Origin of the sequence: Colwellia sp. BRX8-5, assembly GCF_014077325.1 — a bacterium.
GTDB lineage: Bacteria > Pseudomonadota > Gammaproteobacteria > Enterobacterales > Alteromonadaceae > Colwellia_A.
On the sequence record NZ_JACGVR010000022.1, the window covers coordinates 1 to 15,139 of the forward strand.

The following is a 15,139-nucleotide window of genomic DNA, read 5'->3' on the forward strand; positions in this document are numbered from 1 at the left end:
TTAAACGGCCAATAATCTTTAGACGTTTGTGTTGCAACTGTGTAAGTAAAAATCACCAGACAAGCTATAGCTAAGTAACTCGCTTATTTTGCTATAGCTTATGATTACTCCCCAAGTGATCCCCTTATTTTACTGTAGCTTATTTGCTATAGCTTATGATTATTTCCCAAGTGATCCCCTAATGCTCTTTTATTTATATTTATATTTATACTTGTGCAAAGGATATTGTTCATTTTTACATCGACTCATTAAACTATTGGCAACGATTCTTTTTACTGATGCTTAGCAGGTAAAGCGCTAAGTCTTTTAACTTTACTATTATCGTTAAATATAAGTTATTACACCGTTAACAATGGAGTGGGATTGAATATTACTTTAATAAAATTAGACTCTTGTCATATGTACAGGTATTATTTAAAACCGAAAAAAAATCATTTAAGGTCATCATGATAATGTTTACGTTTCGATTGTTTATGGTTATATCTTTCTGTTCAGTGGTATTCCTTGAAACTGCTTTTAGCCAAACACTTATAAAAGTTGTTGATCAAAATAATGATCCTCTGCCCGATGCTGTTATTGAATATGTCATACCTCAACCCGTTATAAATCAATCAATCGATGATCGTATCTACGTGATGGATCAAATAAACAAACAATTTTCCCCTCATGTTTTAGTTGTGCCGGTTAACAGTCAGGTTAGCTTTCCCAATAAAGATGATATTAGACATCATGTTTATTCTTTTTCGCTAGCTAAAACATTTGAATTAAAATTGTATTCAGGTAAGCCTAAAAGCCCGGTTCGTTTCGAAGATAAAGGTCTTGTCGTCATGGGCTGCAATATCCATGATGCTATGGTCGGCTATATTTATGTTTCAGATGAAAATAATGCCTACTTAAGTGATACCAACGGAGAGGTCTTGTTAACGCAACCATTAGCGTTAGATACCCAGTTAAAAATTTGGCATCCTAATAGCACTGTAGGTTTAACAAAACATAACCTGTTAACCGTTGATCAAAAAATGATTGATAACAATGAAATTTTTATCACCATAAGCGTAAATGCACCTCAAGCAAGAGGCAGTTTTGAAGAGTTAGCTTTCCATGAACACTAGATTTAGTTTTAAAGCACAAATTACTTGGCTATTAACCAGTTTAATTTTATTAACCGTAATTATTTTAACGGGGAGTAATTGGTTTAGGTTTGCTGATTATGCCGAAAACCAAATCGAACGCCAAATGTATTTTGCTCAAAACGTACTCGACCAAACATTAAGGTCGCAAGAGCGAGTGTTAACGACTACCGCCAGTGTTTTAGCCGCAGACTTTGGTTTTAAACAAGCGGTAGCGACTCGCGACAAAAACACTGTGGAGAGTGTTCTCTTTAATCACGGTAAACGTATCAATGCTGATTTGATGTTGATTCTAGACTTAGAAGGTAAGTTATCGACGACCAGTTCATTACACTCATTCGATGAAAAAACAATTCAAGCAAATATTACTAAACTTCCTTTTAGGGAGGTTCATGCTCAAATTCTAAGTATCGAAAATAAAGTTTACCAAGTTATTGTTGTCCCGGTTAAGGCGCCAAGAGTTATTGCTTACACCGTGATTGGCTTTGAATTTGACCAAGTTGCACTATTAAAACTGAAAGACCTCATCGCTTTAGACTTAACATTAGTGCAAAACAATCAACTGATTGAGTCAAGTATCGAACGTGAAGACATTATAAAACAATTGTTACAAGGCACTAAACAACAGTCGCCAAACTTATTGCTAACACGAGCAGATTACTTCCACAAAACCATCAACTTCGGTGGTTCTAAAGATATAAAAGCAACCTTGTCTGCGCCTTTAACACAAATTCAAAGTGATTTTAATCGGCTGATTTTTTCTATGTTGATAATAGCGGTGATTGTCATCGTTATTGCTATCACCTTTTCTCGCCTGTTATCTCGAGGCTTATCTACGCCGTTACATATTTTAATGGAAGTCACGAAAAAAATTGGCCGCGGTGAACTTAATGTGCCTAAATTGGCCAACCGTTTGCCTGTTGAATTTAGCGAACTTTATCAAGGATTTTCATTGATGGGCGCGGCTATTGAGAATCGTGAGCAGTCAATTGTTTATCAGGCAGAGCGCGATATATTAACTGGCTTATACAACCGCCATAAAACATTAACGAAAGTAGCTGACTACTTTAATAAAGATATTCACTTAGTGGTGATTACTTTTAATATTAAAGCCTTTAAAGCACTTAATGACACCATAGGATTGACTAATGGTGATAATATTTTAAAAGAAATTGCTGCCCGTATTTTAGTCTATATTGAAAAATCAAATCATAACTTAGAGCACGATATTATTGCTGCGCGCACTAATTCAGATGAATTTTTATTGGCTGTTCCTATACAGAAAACCAATGAAATAAAACATTTTATCGAATTGCTGCAGAGTGAACTTAATCGTCCTTTTTGGCTTGATGATATTAAAATTAATTTATCACTTTATTTTGGTGTCGCCAACTCTATAGAGCATGGCGTCGATGCGGAGCGATTGATCAGGCGATCAACCATGGCAGTTGCTTCAGCTTATCAAGACCAGGTCTTATTGCGATTTTATCAAGATGGAGAAGATGAGGCTTACCTTTATAAGTTGCGCTTAATAGAAGAGTTAAAAGAGGCACTTGAGTGTGAAGTAAGTCCACTTTTCATGAATTATCAGCCAAAATTAAATATGAATACCGGTAAAATTGATAAACTTGAAGCGTTAATTCGTTGGATAAATAAAGAAGGTAACTTTGTAAACCCAGAATTGTTTATTGATTTAGCTGAAAAGGCCGGTTTGATTGTATCCTTAACACGCTGGGTGATCCTCCAAGTTATTCAACAAACTGAACAATGGAATAAGATGGGCTACCGTTTTAAGGTAGCGATTAACTTATCCGCACAAGATATTCAAAATGAGCAATTTGTTGATTATTTACTTAACACAGTAAATAATCACGAAGTGTCAACATCGCAAATCACTTTGGAATTAACAGAGAGAGATATTGCCGAAAACGAAGCATTAGTCGTTGCGCGTTTATCTCACCTAAAATCATTAGGTTTTCTGATTTCAGTCGACGATTATGGTATTGGTCAATCTTCATTAGCTAAGTTAAAAAGTTTACCCGTCGATGAATTGAAAATTGACAAAACCTTCATTTTAAAGTTAGAACAATGCCAGAAAGATCAAGATATTGTTGCCTCAACTATCTCTCTTGGTCATAAACTTGGGCTGAGTGTGGTCGCTGAAGGTGTTGAAAACAAAGAAAGCTTAATGTTATTAAATGACTTTCAGTGTGACTATGCACAAGGTTACTATTTATCAAGACCTGTTAGCGCTGAAAAATTTATAGAATGGTATAAAACTTATGAATCGCCTCTTTAGCCTTATATTACTCCTTTTACCTTTGACTAGCTTCGCTAATGGTAAAATATTAGCAACCCCTGGTGTTTCTCAAGTCGAGGGCTCAGGAGGCGGTGGTCTAGTGCCTTGGGCGCAATTAGCGGGTTATGCAACGGAAGACGAAATAGCCTTTTCTGCCTTTTGTTCGCAGGCTAACGTGAAAGACTTTCAATTAAATAGCTGCGGAGGGCAAATTAATTTTTATGACCGTGTCGAGTTTTCATTTGCTAAGCAAAATTTTCAGGTCGACCCATTATCATTAACCTTATCTCAAAAAATTTTAGGTCTTAAAGTACGTTTGTACGGTGACTTGGTTTATAGCACTTGGCCACAATTATCAGTAGGTATACAGCATAAATCACTATCAACTGCCGATGTTGCTTTTTCATTAGGCGCGAAAGATGACACAGGTACCGATATTTATTTAGCAGCGAGCAAGCTTCATTTAGGTTTGTTGGCCGGCTATAACGTGTTATGGAATGCCACTGCTCGTTACACAAAAGCAAATGAAATGGGGTTACTCGGTTTTAGTGGCCCAAAAGGTAATGGTGCATTACAAACCGAAATGTCAGTAGCCGTATTAATGAATAAACACTTGGCGATTGGCACTGAATATCGCCATAAACCAGACAATTTAGGTCTTGGAGAAGACGACTGGCAAGATGTTTTTGTTGCTTGGTTCCCAAACAAACATTTGAACGTTACTCTCGCCTATCTTAATTTAGGCACTATAGCTGCATTAGCCGATCAAAAGGGTTGGTATTTATCTTTGTCGGGATCTTATTAATGATTAAATATGTTAACGGTTTTTTTATTGTCCTAGTCCTGCAACTTTGCCTTGGCTGTAGTAGTAAGAATTTAATACCAAGTGATGAACTTTATCAAGATATTGGCGGTCATCAAGGGATAGAACAACTTGTTGATGCTTTTGTAAAAAGAATTGTCAAGGATAAAGCAATACTGCCTTATTTTGCCAAATCGAGCGTCAAACATTTCAAGCACGGTTTTATCAACCATCTGTGTGGTGTGGTTAATGGTCCCTGTAAGTATAATGGCGATAGCATGATTGATATTCATACCGGTATGAATATCAATGAAGCTGATTTTAATCGTGTGGTAGAGTTGTTAATAGAGGCGATGGAAGATGTTGATATCTCTTATCAGTCCCAAAATAAAATATTGGTTAAATTAGCTGTTTTGAGACCAGAGATAATAAAAATGTAAAGTCGGCAACTGTTTCTATCTGTTGCTTAAGCTAGCCCTAACAACATTATTTGCATTTAGTTTTAATCGATTACCTCTATACCTTAATATAAAAGAAAAATAAGCAAACATAATGATGTTAATTATGTAATAGCGAAGGTAAAATTGCGCCAATTGTGTCAACAGTCATTTTTATGTTGTCTTGCTAAAGGTAGTTGAAATTTTATGGATTATTTTGAACAGTTAGGCGTGAGTAGGGTGTCAACCACCATCGAAATTAAAAAAGCTTATCGAAAACTTGCCAATAAATATCACCCAGATAGAAATGATAATGTTGAAGCCAAAGAAAAGTTTCAACTTATTCAAAAAGCATATGATGTTATTTCTGATCCAAAAAAACGGTCATTATATTTAAAAAGTAACTATACGGTAATAACCGATCCGCGAGAAATTGCTGATTCTTTTTGGCAAAGTGCTTTTAATCAAGCGCAGAATTAGCCTTTTTACTAGGAGATTTGTATGCAATCCCAAACTAACTTACCCGAATATTTAACGGATGATTTCTCTATGTATTTAGAGAATATGAATTCATTATCGGATCCAGAAAATCCTGATCTATTATCAAATTATTTATCAAATTTGTTTGAACAATTAAAGCAAATGCCTTTATTATTTAATGGCATGGTTGATCAGTTGGCGATGGCTATCTCAACTAAGGTAAGAATCGATAGTAAAAATTTATCGGCAATCGAGCTTAATGATGAACCAGAGTGGGCTGACGTTAAGCCTTTTGTCGGCGTTCATGCTGATGCTCGAGCATGTATTACTGAAATAATGGCGCATGCTGAAGACGACTTGAAAAAAGCTGTTTTGCTGATTCATTTCTATAATGGTTATGATGCAACGCCCTTAAAAGCCGAAGAAGATGATTACGCTCAAGTCGATGATGACGATGAATCTAATGATTATGATGAGAACTACTAAGCTTAATCAATAAGAGTGTAATTAAGTTTAACTCACCATTAAAAACCGAAATAATCGACAAATAAATATAAGTTTTAAGGAATCAACTTGACAAAAAATGCATTAATTCTAGCTAGCGATATTATAGAACAAGCACAACACAGCGGTAGACGTGCAGGCACTTCATTAGAGGCTATTGCCTCTGAGCACGGCGACGAAAAAATGCTGGCAGTGTTAACCGAGATGGATATTTTAACGGTAGCAAAAATTGTCAGAGAGCACGATGCCACCATTCCCTCTATTGCCACATGGTTAATGGATGCTGAGTCAATAAAACAACTCTTAAATGTTGAACCATCTTACTGGCAAAATATTGATGAAGACCACGTCTTTTGTGCACAAACAGAAGCGCATAGTTTGTTAACGCAAATATTTCTTTCTTCTGATGATGAAGAAAAACAACGAGAAGTATTAACGGCGATAGTTGAAGACGACTTTGGTCTTTTATACTTGTCTTTACCATTCATCGGCCATGATTTTTCAGAAATTGAAGAAGATGAAGAGCAAACCTCTGGTAGTATTGAAGAATTATTAATGAAAATAAAATCCTTAAGCGAAGAAGCTTATCGTGAAGTAATGACGGTTAGTACCAATGGCACACTCGATAATATAGAGAATGCATTAAAGCAAAATGCAAATAAACAAAGAGTGACTGCTGTAGAAATGGATACCGACGATATGTTTGCGCCTCTTTAACGCTAAACTGCCACCGTATTTATTTAGCTTATAATAACCGCTTTAATTGATTGGAATTCATCAATGAACATTGCAGAGTTAAGAAATTATCCGTTTTTACTTTTAGTATTAAGAGACGGCGAAAGTGAAGGTTTTTTTACGCCTGAATTTATGCATAAAACCAAGCAACAGTTATCTGATATGTCTTTGAGAATAGCGTCTGATAATCTATCAATAATTTATGCTGATCAAATTAAAAAAGGCTGTGAAATTGTTCTGGGAATGAGCAATTTAGGTTTGTTAGACCTTTGTGATAACGACACAGATAAGGCAAAAGAAATTTTAAAAAGCCAAGGTGTTGTTTATTGCTTTAGGGCAGGCTGGGCAAAGTATGCTCAACTAAAAACAATATCCCCTTCATACTTCGAAGAAATATCTATTCGCCGTTACGCTTTAGCCATCAATGATACAACTGATATCAGAGTAATGCATACAGCGTTAGTTAATGAAGGGTATAAAAGTGCCAAGTTATTACAAGTTTATAAAAGCATTGCCGCAGATTATTGTGCAACCAGTTTACTTGTTGACGATGATGAAGAGGTATTGTTGTTTGAATTACAAAAATTTCTAAACACCGCCATTGCATTATTACTTATTGATAGTGATAAAAAAGTTTTTACTACAAGTTTGTACGAGCAGTTGAATACTTACCTGACCAAAACAGATAAACAGGCCCTACTGACTAAAGTCGATACTTGTATTGCCAGTTTTACTGAACAATTATCAGTTTTAACTAAAGGTTACCTGCAAGATATAAAGTTATTAACGTTCACTGAACTTAAGGGCATTATTGATCAACAGGAAAATCTCTCTATTTATATTCAGGAGATATTAGAACTGCCTATCACTGTTGCTAATGAGCTCAATGGCGACTTTGACGGTGGCTATGACTTTCATGCTGACGATGAAGATGATTTAGCTTATTTAAGACCCGAAGGGCAATAATAAAAGTATTAACCAATACTTAAAAGTAAGCGATAACTTGTTAAATAATCGTGCACTAGTGCGGTTATTTCTTTGTGATAACTCAACTCCAGATAAAAATTTTTAATGCTATTCATTATTAGCGTTTTTTTTAGTTTTTGTTAATACAATTAAACCTTCCCTTTATTAAGTTTAGACCTGTCGTTTGAAATATTACTTTCTGTGTTGATAAAATATATCTAAGGCAATTACTTGTACAGATTGGTTGACGTAAAGTTTAGGTTTAAGCTACCTTACTCATCATATTATTATTTTTGGATAAAGGGTTATGGATGAATAGAATAAAGAGGCGTTTTTTACCTGTTGTTTGTTGGGTTGCTGGTAGTGTAATAGTGAGTGCTTGTTCTTCTTTACCTGTTTATCAGAACTTGTCTAGTGACGCGATAGTGGTTAATGCTAAAAAGAACAGCCCTGAGTTAGCCGATGAATTTACAGTAGACATAGGTGATAACTTATTAACTAAAGTGTCAGGTAGCTACTTAGAAAAAAAAACGCAGTCTGTTAGTTTACTTACTCATATTAAGTTTATTTACGATGAACACCCAGGATTAAGCAAAGGAAAAACCACCTTGTTAGGCATGAGTCGCTCAGGAGGCAATGCCGCTTGTTTTAATGACGCTGAATATGATGATGGTTTGGTTAAATTTTGTTTATTTGATGAAAACAAAGATGGGTATTTTGAATTGGGAACTTTTGCTGGCGATGAAGGTGTTACTTTAAATATCCCTTATAATATTTTTAGCGATAACAGTAAGACCCCTGAGAAAGGCTATTTCAGAAAAACACTCTCTTATAAAGGATTATCAAACGGTAAAATTAACTTTAACTATGCTGAATACTCAGCAAACATGGCTAAAGCGACTTTTAGCCAAGATTTTTCTATAGAAAATAAACAAGGTGCGCATATCCTATTTAATTTCAAAGGCGCTGAAATAAAAATCAAGCAAGCGACGTTGTTAAATGTTACCTATGAAGTCATCCAATACTTTAAGTAATTATTTTAGTTCCCATTCTCCCCAATAAAAAAGCCTGATAAGTCAATTATCAGGCTTTTGTCATAAAAAATTATAATGGCATTAAAAGATTAGAAACCACATTGCTTGCCTTTGTTCTTCTCTTTTAACCAGACTTGTAAAGGAGCAAAGTAATCGAGTACTGCGGTTGCGTCCATTTGTTTACTCCCAGTCAACACTTTATAAGCTTCTTGCCAAGGCTGACTAGAGCCCATTTCTAACACGGTATTAAGTGCTTTACCGGCAGCCTTAGAGTTGTAAATTGAACAGCGATGAATGGGATCGGTATTACCTGATATTTCACAAAGCGCTTTATGAAACTCAAATTGTTGAATATGCGCTAAGAAATATCGACTGTAAGGTACGCCACCAGGCACATGGTATTTCGCACCGGGGTCAAATGCATCAACTTCACGAGCTACGGGTGCAGCAATACCTTGATACTTTTGACGTAATTCCCACCAAGCTGTATTGTAATTCTCTGGTGTAATTTCTCCTGAATAGACTTTCCAACGCCATTGATCAACCATTAAGCCAAAGGGGATAAAGGCTATTTTCTCTAACGCCATTTTCATTAATAAACCAATATCTTTTGATTCGTCAGGGATAGTGTCGATTAAGCCAATTTCTTTCAAGTATTTAGGTGTTACTGAAAGTGCAATGGTGTCACCAATCGCTTCATGAAAACCATCGTTGGCACTATTTTGAAAATAAACGGGTTGATCTTGGTAAGCGCGCTGATAGAAATTATGACCAAGTTCGTGGTGAATAACGTTGAACTCTTCGCCGGTTTTTTGAATACACATTTTAATGCGAATATCATCTTTTGCATCAAGATCCCAAGCGGAAGCATGACAAACAACATCGCGGTCTGCTGGTTTAGTAAATAATGATCGCGTCCAGAATGTTTCAGGTAATGCTTCGAACCCTAAAGATGTAAAAAAGGTTTCAGCCCCTGCAACCATTTTAATTTCGTCATAGTTATTTGCAGCTAACTGCTCGGTAACATCATAACCTGGATCTGCATTTTCAGGAGCAACTAACTCATAGATATTCCCCCATGATTGTGCCCACATATTACCCAACAAATGAGCGGGAATAGGTTGGTCTTGTGCTACCTTATCTTCTCCATAGGTTTTGCCTAGTTCGCTGCGAACATAGCAGTGAAGGTCATCGTACAAAGGCTTTACTTGTCCCCATAAACGGTCAAGTTCTTTAGCGAAATCGTCAGCAGGCATATCGTAGTTTGAACGCCACATGGCGCCTAAGTCTTTGTAGCCTAGCCCTTGTGCACCCTCATTGCCTAATTCAGATTGACGAACAAATAAAGGTTTCATCTCTGGACTAATTGTTCGCCAGCCTTGCCACATTTCTAGCAATTCGTCGTAATCACGTGATGTTGCCATCGTCGAAGTCATTTCACCCAAGCTTAATTTTTTTCCAGCTTGGGTTGTGTATGTTCCTTTACCGTACATGCCGCCAAGTTCAGAGCCAATTTTTGCCAGTTCAGCTGACTTTTCAGAATCTTGTGGCGCTGGCATAACTAAGCTTTGCTTTAAGGTATTTAATTTTCTACGTTGTGTCTCTGTAACATCGACATCGTCAAATTTAGCCGCTGCCATAGCGAAACGAACGCCAGCTTCTGTTGATTTTTGGTTTGCTGCCGCAGATAGGGCGGCTGTATCATCGGTAATAAAATTTGAATAAATCCATTCGGCGCGGCTCCCCTCAATACCTAGAGCGATTAATTCTTTTTCGGTAGCGTTAAGAAATACATTCGCATCTTTTGCTGTTAATGCTGGAGCTACTTGCGTTTGTGCTTGCTCAGTTTGTGTAGAATTTTCATCATTACATGCAGTAAGTGAGGCCAATACACACAAGGCTACGCTTGTTTGTTTGAATAGTTTTATCATAACAGTCTTATATTTTTATTATTAATAGATAATGAATCGCCAGTATATAAAATTGTCTAGTCAGCTTAAAGCTTTGACCGCAAAAACTGATCAAACTTTTACAATACTCTGTGATTAAGTAAGTTTGACCATTATCTTACTAGGTAATTAACGGGCAAACGTTAACGCGATTAACGTTAAATAAAAGTCGAGATTAAAGATAACCGATGTAGATTAAATCAGATAAACCAGTAGGGAAGTATCAACGTATCTAAACGTTTTAGTTGTTTCGATAAAAAGCACTAAACACTTTTACGTTGAGTGCTTTATATCGCCATATTATGCTCTTTACTTTCAGTGTGTAAAACTTAACCTTAGCGAATGTGATTAAGGTTAAATTAGGCTTATAAGCGTAGAATTTAATGCTAGGGCTTAACTTTTATTCTTGGACTGAACTGATCGTCATCTCCAGTACTTTGTGCGCTTCAATATTCTCTTCAATAAAACGTAAAGGCCTACGTTGCGTTTTTTACGAATATAACAACGTTTGGTCTGTATTGTGATCGTTGCCATATTCATCTGGCTGTGAATAGGTAATAGAGGAGGTGGCTATACCAAAACAAAGGCTATCTTGTTGAATTTAAATGTAAATTTATTGATTTGTATATTCATTGTTGCGTTATTTCAAACGCTTGTTTAAACTAGGCTTAATTAATGATGAATATTTTCATTTAGGGCGCAGGTAAGAGGTACCGTTGGCACATGAGTACAAAAAACAAAATTTTAGATGCAGCAGAAAAATTATTCGCAACGCAAGGTTTTAATGGTACGTCATTAAGAGAAATTACTAGCCAAGCAGAAGTTAATTTAGCCGCAGTAAATTACCATTTTGGCTCTAAAAAAGAGTTAATAAAATCAGTAATGTCTCGTTATATGAACGAGCTTTCACCTCGTTTAGAATTATCGCTAGTGAATATATGCGAACAAGATGATTTAACCTTACTTGAAGTGTTTTCAGCTTTTATTGAACCCTTGTTATCATTAAATGAATTTAAAGAAAATGGTACCAGTAATTTTTTACAATTATTAGGACGAGGTTATAGCGATAGCCAAGGCTTTTTGCGTTGGTTCTTAACGACACAATACCCAGGCGTTATTAATAACTTTGTTAAAGCGGTGCAAAAAGCTTATCCAGAGCTTACTGCTGAAGAAATGTTTTGGCGTTTGCACTTCACTATGGGCACAGTGGTTTTTACCATGTCTTCGAGTGATGCTTTAATTGATATCGCTAAAAGTGATTTTGATCGTAATATGGACATTGCCGGCGTGATTAAACAAGTTATCCCTTATGTCGCCGCAGGTGTTGCTGCTCCTTTACTTTAATCTTACTCTTTTATCATTTTTATATGATATATCCGTGATACTTCAATCTGTCAGCGATAATTTTCAGGTATCACCGTTATATATCAATATCAGCCTTTGTAATTACTATTGATTTAGGTAAAGTAGCAACATCAAAAACTTATCATCTTCAAAGTGTGTATATGGGTCCTATTATGCTAGATGTGCTTGGCACATCTTTAACGGCAGAAGACAAAGAGCTTCTGCAACATCCTCTTGTTGGCGGGTTAATTTTATTTACTCGTAATTATGAATCCCCTGAACAAATAGCAGAATTGACTGCTGATATCCGCCGTGCCGCTAAAAAGCCATTGATTATTGCCGTTGACCATGAAGGTGGTCGAGTTCAGCGATTTCGTGATGGCTTCTCTCTTATTCCGGCAATGGGTAAGATTTGGCACTTTGCCGAAGAAAATATTAGTGTGGCGCAAGAGCTGGCTAAACAAAGTGCGATATTAATGGCATTAGAAGTTCAAGCCGTCGGTATTGATATCAGTTTTGCACCTATTCTTGATATTAACGATATTAGTGCTGTTATTGGCGATAGAGCTTTTCATAAAAATCCAGAAATTGTTTGTCAACTCGCTAGTGCTTTTGTCGATGGCTTACATTTGGTTGGTATGAAAGCTACGGGTAAGCATTTTCCTGGTCATGGCAGTGTTGAAGCTGATTCTCACCTTGCTTTACCTATTGACTCTCGTTCACGTGATGAAATATTCGCTGTTGATATGTTACCTTTTAAAACGTTAATTAATAGCAATAAGGTCGATGCATTAATGCCTGCCCACGTTATTTTCCCTGACGTTGACCGCGAAGCTGTCGGTTTTTCTCCTTACTGGCTCAAAGATATTTTGCGTAAGCAACTTGGTTTTAGTGGCGTTATTTTCAGTGATGATTTATCGATGGAAGGTGCTGCATGTGTTGGTGGTTATGTTGAACGTGCTGAAGCAGCCCAACAAGCAGGTTGCGACATGCTATTACTGTGTAATAACCGAGATAGCTGTATAGATGTCATTGACCATGCCAATATCACTATTGATGAAAAAAGTAATCAGCGCTTATTACGTTTATTGAAAACGTCTACGAGTGGGCTCAGTGAGTTAAAGGCGAATACTCATTGGCAACATGCTCGACAAGCATTAGCCGAATACTTATAAAATAATTTTATCGTCCTCTTAAAAATAATAAAAATAGAGAGTTAAATGAAGTTAACTAAACAAAGTTTTATTGTCTTAGCACCCGCACTAGCCTTTGGTTTTTACTTTTTGCTACTTTGGTTAGGGTTAGCAGAAAAACCCGCAACTGCGGCGGCAATAACATTACTCACCGTTATTTGGTGGGTTAGTGAAGCGATCCCCATTCCTGCTACATCTTTAGTCCCTTTCGCTTTGCTGCCATTATTGGGGGTTGTTGATCATAAAACAGTAGCTTCATCATTAGGTAGTCACGTTATTTTATTGTTAATGGGGGCATTTATGCTCTCTAAAGCGATAGAGAAAAGTGGAGCACACCAAAGACTTGCTGTTTACATGGTTAAGTTAGTTGGCGTATCAAGTGGGCGGCGATTAGTCTTTGGTTTTATGTTAGCGTCTGCTTTATTAAGTATGTGGATTTCAAATACCGCAACGACGTTAATTATGCTGCCGATTGCATTAGCTATACTTACTCATGTAGATAACAAAGAACTTAAAGTCGCTTTAATTTTAGGTATTGCCTATGCTGCGTCGGTTGGCGGTATTGGTACCCCTATTGGTACACCACCCAATGTTATTTTTATGGGCATATATGAAGAAAATACTGGCCGAGAATTTGGGTTTTTATCATGGATGAAAATAGGCGTCCCGATAGTGTTAATCGCTTTACCTATTATGGCATTCTGGCTAACAAGAAAGGTAAAACTCGACCATGAAATAAAGTTACCCGCGCAAGGCGAATGGCGAAGTGAAGAAAAAAGAACACTGTGGGTTTTTGGCCTTACAGCACTCGCATGGATCACTCGCTCAGAGCCCTTTGGTGGCTGGAGTGACCTATTAAATGTTCAAATTGCGGGTGACAGCACCGTCGCTTTATTTGCCGTGGTGTTAATGTTTTTAATCCCTAATGGTAAGGGCTCGCGCCTGCTTGATTGGGACACTGCTAAATCAATACCCTGGGGAATGTTGCTGTTATTTGCTGGCGGTATTGCCATTGCTAAAGGGTTTGTTGAATCAGGTTTAAGCCAGATACTAGGCGAATGGCTGTCTTCGTTGGCTAATTTACCGGTAATTGTGATGATACTGACAATTTGTTTAGTGGTTACTTACCTCACAGAAATTACCAGTAACACCGCGACAGCAACCTTACTTATGCCTATTTTGGCTGTCGTTGCCACCTCTGCTGGTTACGATCCTATGGTATTAATGGTGCCCGCCGCTATGTGCGCGAGTTGCGCTTTTATGCTGCCTGTTGCTACTGCGCCTAATGCAATTGCTTATGGTACTGGTGAACTTGAAATTAAAGATATGGTGAAAGAAGGGGCAATATTAAGTTTTATCTTGTCTTGTTTAATAGCAATTGTTTGCTATTTATTTTTGTTATAACAAAAATAAGGGGCTAAATTTTAGCCCCTTTATCTTAATTACCTAGCATAAATGTAATGGCAAATTATGCTTCTATTATAACGCCATTATGATTTATGCTGCCGTTAACATTAGCCCCAACATGCCAAGAGTAAAGCCTAACACAGCGCCCATCGGTGGAGCCCAATGATTTTCTAATTTTACTTGTGGTGCCAAATCTTGAAATATTGAATAAAGAATTCCGCCTGAAGCGAAAAGCATAACCGCGCCAATAATCTTGGGGGACTCAGATAGCCATAAATAGCCAGAAACTGCGGCGATAGGCCCAAGTATTGCCATTAAAGCAAAGACCATGATAATTTTTTGCGGTTTATAACTTGAAGATGCACTTAACTCACGATAAGCGCTAAATCCTTCAGGTAAGTTTTGTAAGGCAATTAAACCAGCTAGCAAATATGCACTACTACTTCCTGTTGCGAATGCTGCTCCAAGTGCTATTGATTCTGGAATGAAATCAGCAAGCATTGCTGCTAGTTGACTGGCAGGTGTATCTATTTTTTTAAGATAAATATCTAGTGCCATAAAGCTAAGCCCGCCAACAATAAACCAAATGCATGCGGGTAATATATCAAGATTTCCCATTCCTTCAGGTACTAATACTAAGGCAACTGCCGACAACAGCGCTCCGCCACCAAAAGCCATAACGCTATGTCTGAGCTCTTGTTCAAGCCAGTCATTGCCAATTTTTTCGAAGCAGGCAAGGGCAGCACCAAGTGGCATAGCCAAACCAGCAAGAAATGTTGATACGATAACAGTGAGTAATATAGACATGATTTTATCACTTAAGCAGTAAGTGCCCCATTGTGAGGCTATTGTTTAATAC

The 15,139-nt window shown here is 37.0% G+C and carries 14 protein-coding genes; 12 read left to right on the plus strand and 2 right to left on the minus strand.

The window, feature by feature from the left end; all coding sequences use genetic code 11:
* Positions 1 to 452 precede the first annotated feature (452 nt).
* From H4J62_RS13860 to H4J62_RS13900, 9 genes are all read left to right on the plus strand, one after another.
* Positions 453 to 1,112, plus strand: coding sequence for a methylamine utilization protein (locus tag H4J62_RS13860; protein ID WP_182216349.1), 660 nt, complete (start codon positions 453 to 455; stop codon positions 1,110 to 1,112).
* Positions 1,102 to 3,429: an EAL domain-containing protein gene (locus tag H4J62_RS13865; protein ID WP_182216347.1), complete on the plus strand. Its 2,328-nt coding sequence runs from the start codon at positions 1,102 to 1,104 to the stop codon at positions 3,427 to 3,429. Before H4J62_RS13860 ends, H4J62_RS13865 begins: the two co-directional genes overlap by 11 nt.
* The gene (locus H4J62_RS13870; RefSeq protein ID WP_182216345.1) at positions 3,413 to 4,234 is read left to right on the plus strand and encodes a DUF3034 family protein; all 822 of its coding nucleotides are present in this window, start codon (positions 3,413 to 3,415) and stop codon (positions 4,232 to 4,234) included. Before H4J62_RS13865 ends, H4J62_RS13870 begins: the two co-directional genes overlap by 17 nt.
* Positions 4,234 to 4,671, plus strand: a complete 438-nt coding sequence (locus tag H4J62_RS13875) for a group 1 truncated hemoglobin (RefSeq protein WP_182216343.1) — start codon at positions 4,234 to 4,236, stop codon at positions 4,669 to 4,671. Before H4J62_RS13870 ends, H4J62_RS13875 begins: the two co-directional genes overlap by 1 nt.
* A gap of 204 nt (positions 4,672 to 4,875) precedes the next feature.
* Positions 4,876 to 5,148 carry a DnaJ domain-containing protein gene (locus H4J62_RS13880; protein WP_070376442.1) on the plus strand — a complete coding sequence of 91 codons (273 nt, stop codon included), beginning with the start codon at positions 4,876 to 4,878 and terminating at the stop codon, positions 5,146 to 5,148.
* A gap of 21 nt (positions 5,149 to 5,169) precedes the next feature.
* Positions 5,170 to 5,634: a hypothetical protein gene (locus H4J62_RS13885; RefSeq protein ID WP_182216342.1), complete on the plus strand. Its 465-nt coding sequence runs from the start codon at positions 5,170 to 5,172 to the stop codon at positions 5,632 to 5,634.
* 87 nt (positions 5,635 to 5,721) lie between these two features.
* Positions 5,722 to 6,369: a hypothetical protein gene (locus H4J62_RS13890; protein WP_070376444.1), complete on the plus strand. Its 648-nt coding sequence runs from the start codon at positions 5,722 to 5,724 to the stop codon at positions 6,367 to 6,369.
* 63 nt (positions 6,370 to 6,432) lie between these two features.
* A complete protein-coding gene (locus H4J62_RS13895; RefSeq protein ID WP_182216340.1) occupies positions 6,433 to 7,353 on the plus strand; it encodes a hypothetical protein in 921 nt (306 codons plus the stop codon).
* Positions 7,354 to 7,664: 311 nt separating this feature from the next.
* Positions 7,665 to 8,387 carry a hypothetical protein gene (locus tag H4J62_RS13900; RefSeq protein ID WP_182216338.1) on the plus strand — a complete coding sequence of 241 codons (723 nt, stop codon included), beginning with the start codon at positions 7,665 to 7,667 and terminating at the stop codon, positions 8,385 to 8,387.
* Between the two features lie 89 nt (positions 8,388 to 8,476).
* Here H4J62_RS13900 and H4J62_RS13905 read toward each other — a convergent pair whose 3' ends face one another.
* Positions 8,477 to 10,318, minus strand: coding sequence for a M2 family metallopeptidase (locus H4J62_RS13905; protein ID WP_182216336.1), 1,842 nt, complete (start codon positions 10,316 to 10,318; stop codon positions 8,477 to 8,479).
* A gap of 741 nt (positions 10,319 to 11,059) precedes the next feature.
* On the opposite strand from H4J62_RS13905, the gene H4J62_RS13910 reads away from it, so the two are divergent.
* From H4J62_RS13910 to H4J62_RS13920, 3 genes are all read left to right on the plus strand, one after another.
* Complete coding sequence (locus H4J62_RS13910; protein ID WP_070376448.1) at positions 11,060 to 11,680, plus strand: TetR/AcrR family transcriptional regulator; 621 nt, start codon at positions 11,060 to 11,062, stop codon at positions 11,678 to 11,680.
* 161 nt (positions 11,681 to 11,841) lie between these two features.
* Positions 11,842 to 12,855 (plus strand): beta-N-acetylhexosaminidase, encoded by a 1,014-nt coding sequence (gene nagZ, locus H4J62_RS13915; protein WP_182216335.1) that lies wholly within the window; start codon positions 11,842 to 11,844, stop codon positions 12,853 to 12,855.
* A 45-nt stretch (positions 12,856 to 12,900) separates the two neighbouring features.
* The gene (locus tag H4J62_RS13920) at positions 12,901 to 14,277 is read left to right on the plus strand and encodes a DASS family sodium-coupled anion symporter (RefSeq protein WP_182216333.1); all 1,377 of its coding nucleotides are present in this window, start codon (positions 12,901 to 12,903) and stop codon (positions 14,275 to 14,277) included.
* Between the two features lie 93 nt (positions 14,278 to 14,370).
* Here H4J62_RS13920 and H4J62_RS13925 read toward each other — a convergent pair whose 3' ends face one another.
* The gene (locus H4J62_RS13925) at positions 14,371 to 15,087 is read right to left on the minus strand and encodes a ZIP family metal transporter (RefSeq protein WP_182216331.1); all 717 of its coding nucleotides are present in this window, start codon (positions 15,085 to 15,087) and stop codon (positions 14,371 to 14,373) included.
* Between the last annotated feature and the right edge of the window lie 52 nt (positions 15,088 to 15,139).

Excerpts from the sequence above, each read along its gene's own strand:
- H4J62_RS13860 (WP_182216349.1), top strand. The coding sequence starts at position 453 with ATGTTTACGTTTCGATTGTTTATGGTTATATCTTTCTGTTCAGTGGTA.
- H4J62_RS13865 (WP_182216347.1), top strand. The coding sequence starts at position 1,102 with ATGAACACTAGATTTAGTTTTAAAGCACAAATTACTTGGCTATTAACC.
- H4J62_RS13870 (WP_182216345.1), top strand. The coding sequence starts at position 3,413 with ATGAATCGCCTCTTTAGCCTTATATTACTCCTTTTACCTTTGACTAGC.
- H4J62_RS13875 (WP_182216343.1), top strand. The coding sequence starts at position 4,234 with ATGATTAAATATGTTAACGGTTTTTTTATTGTCCTAGTCCTGCAACTT.
- H4J62_RS13880 (WP_070376442.1), top strand. The coding sequence starts at position 4,876 with ATGGATTATTTTGAACAGTTAGGCGTGAGTAGGGTGTCAACCACCATC.
- H4J62_RS13885 (WP_182216342.1), top strand. The coding sequence starts at position 5,170 with ATGCAATCCCAAACTAACTTACCCGAATATTTAACGGATGATTTCTCT.
- H4J62_RS13895 (WP_182216340.1), top strand. The coding sequence starts at position 6,433 with ATGAACATTGCAGAGTTAAGAAATTATCCGTTTTTACTTTTAGTATTA.
- H4J62_RS13900 (WP_182216338.1), top strand. The coding sequence starts at position 7,665 with ATGAATAGAATAAAGAGGCGTTTTTTACCTGTTGTTTGTTGGGTTGCT.
- H4J62_RS13905 (WP_182216336.1), bottom strand. The coding sequence starts at position 10,318 with ATGATAAAACTATTCAAACAAACAAGCGTAGCCTTGTGTGTATTGGCC.
- H4J62_RS13910 (WP_070376448.1), top strand. The coding sequence starts at position 11,060 with ATGAGTACAAAAAACAAAATTTTAGATGCAGCAGAAAAATTATTCGCA.
- nagZ (WP_182216335.1), top strand. The coding sequence starts at position 11,842 with ATGGGTCCTATTATGCTAGATGTGCTTGGCACATCTTTAACGGCAGAA.
- H4J62_RS13920 (WP_182216333.1), top strand. The coding sequence starts at position 12,901 with ATGAAGTTAACTAAACAAAGTTTTATTGTCTTAGCACCCGCACTAGCC.
- H4J62_RS13925 (WP_182216331.1), bottom strand. The coding sequence starts at position 15,087 with ATGTCTATATTACTCACTGTTATCGTATCAACATTTCTTGCTGGTTTG.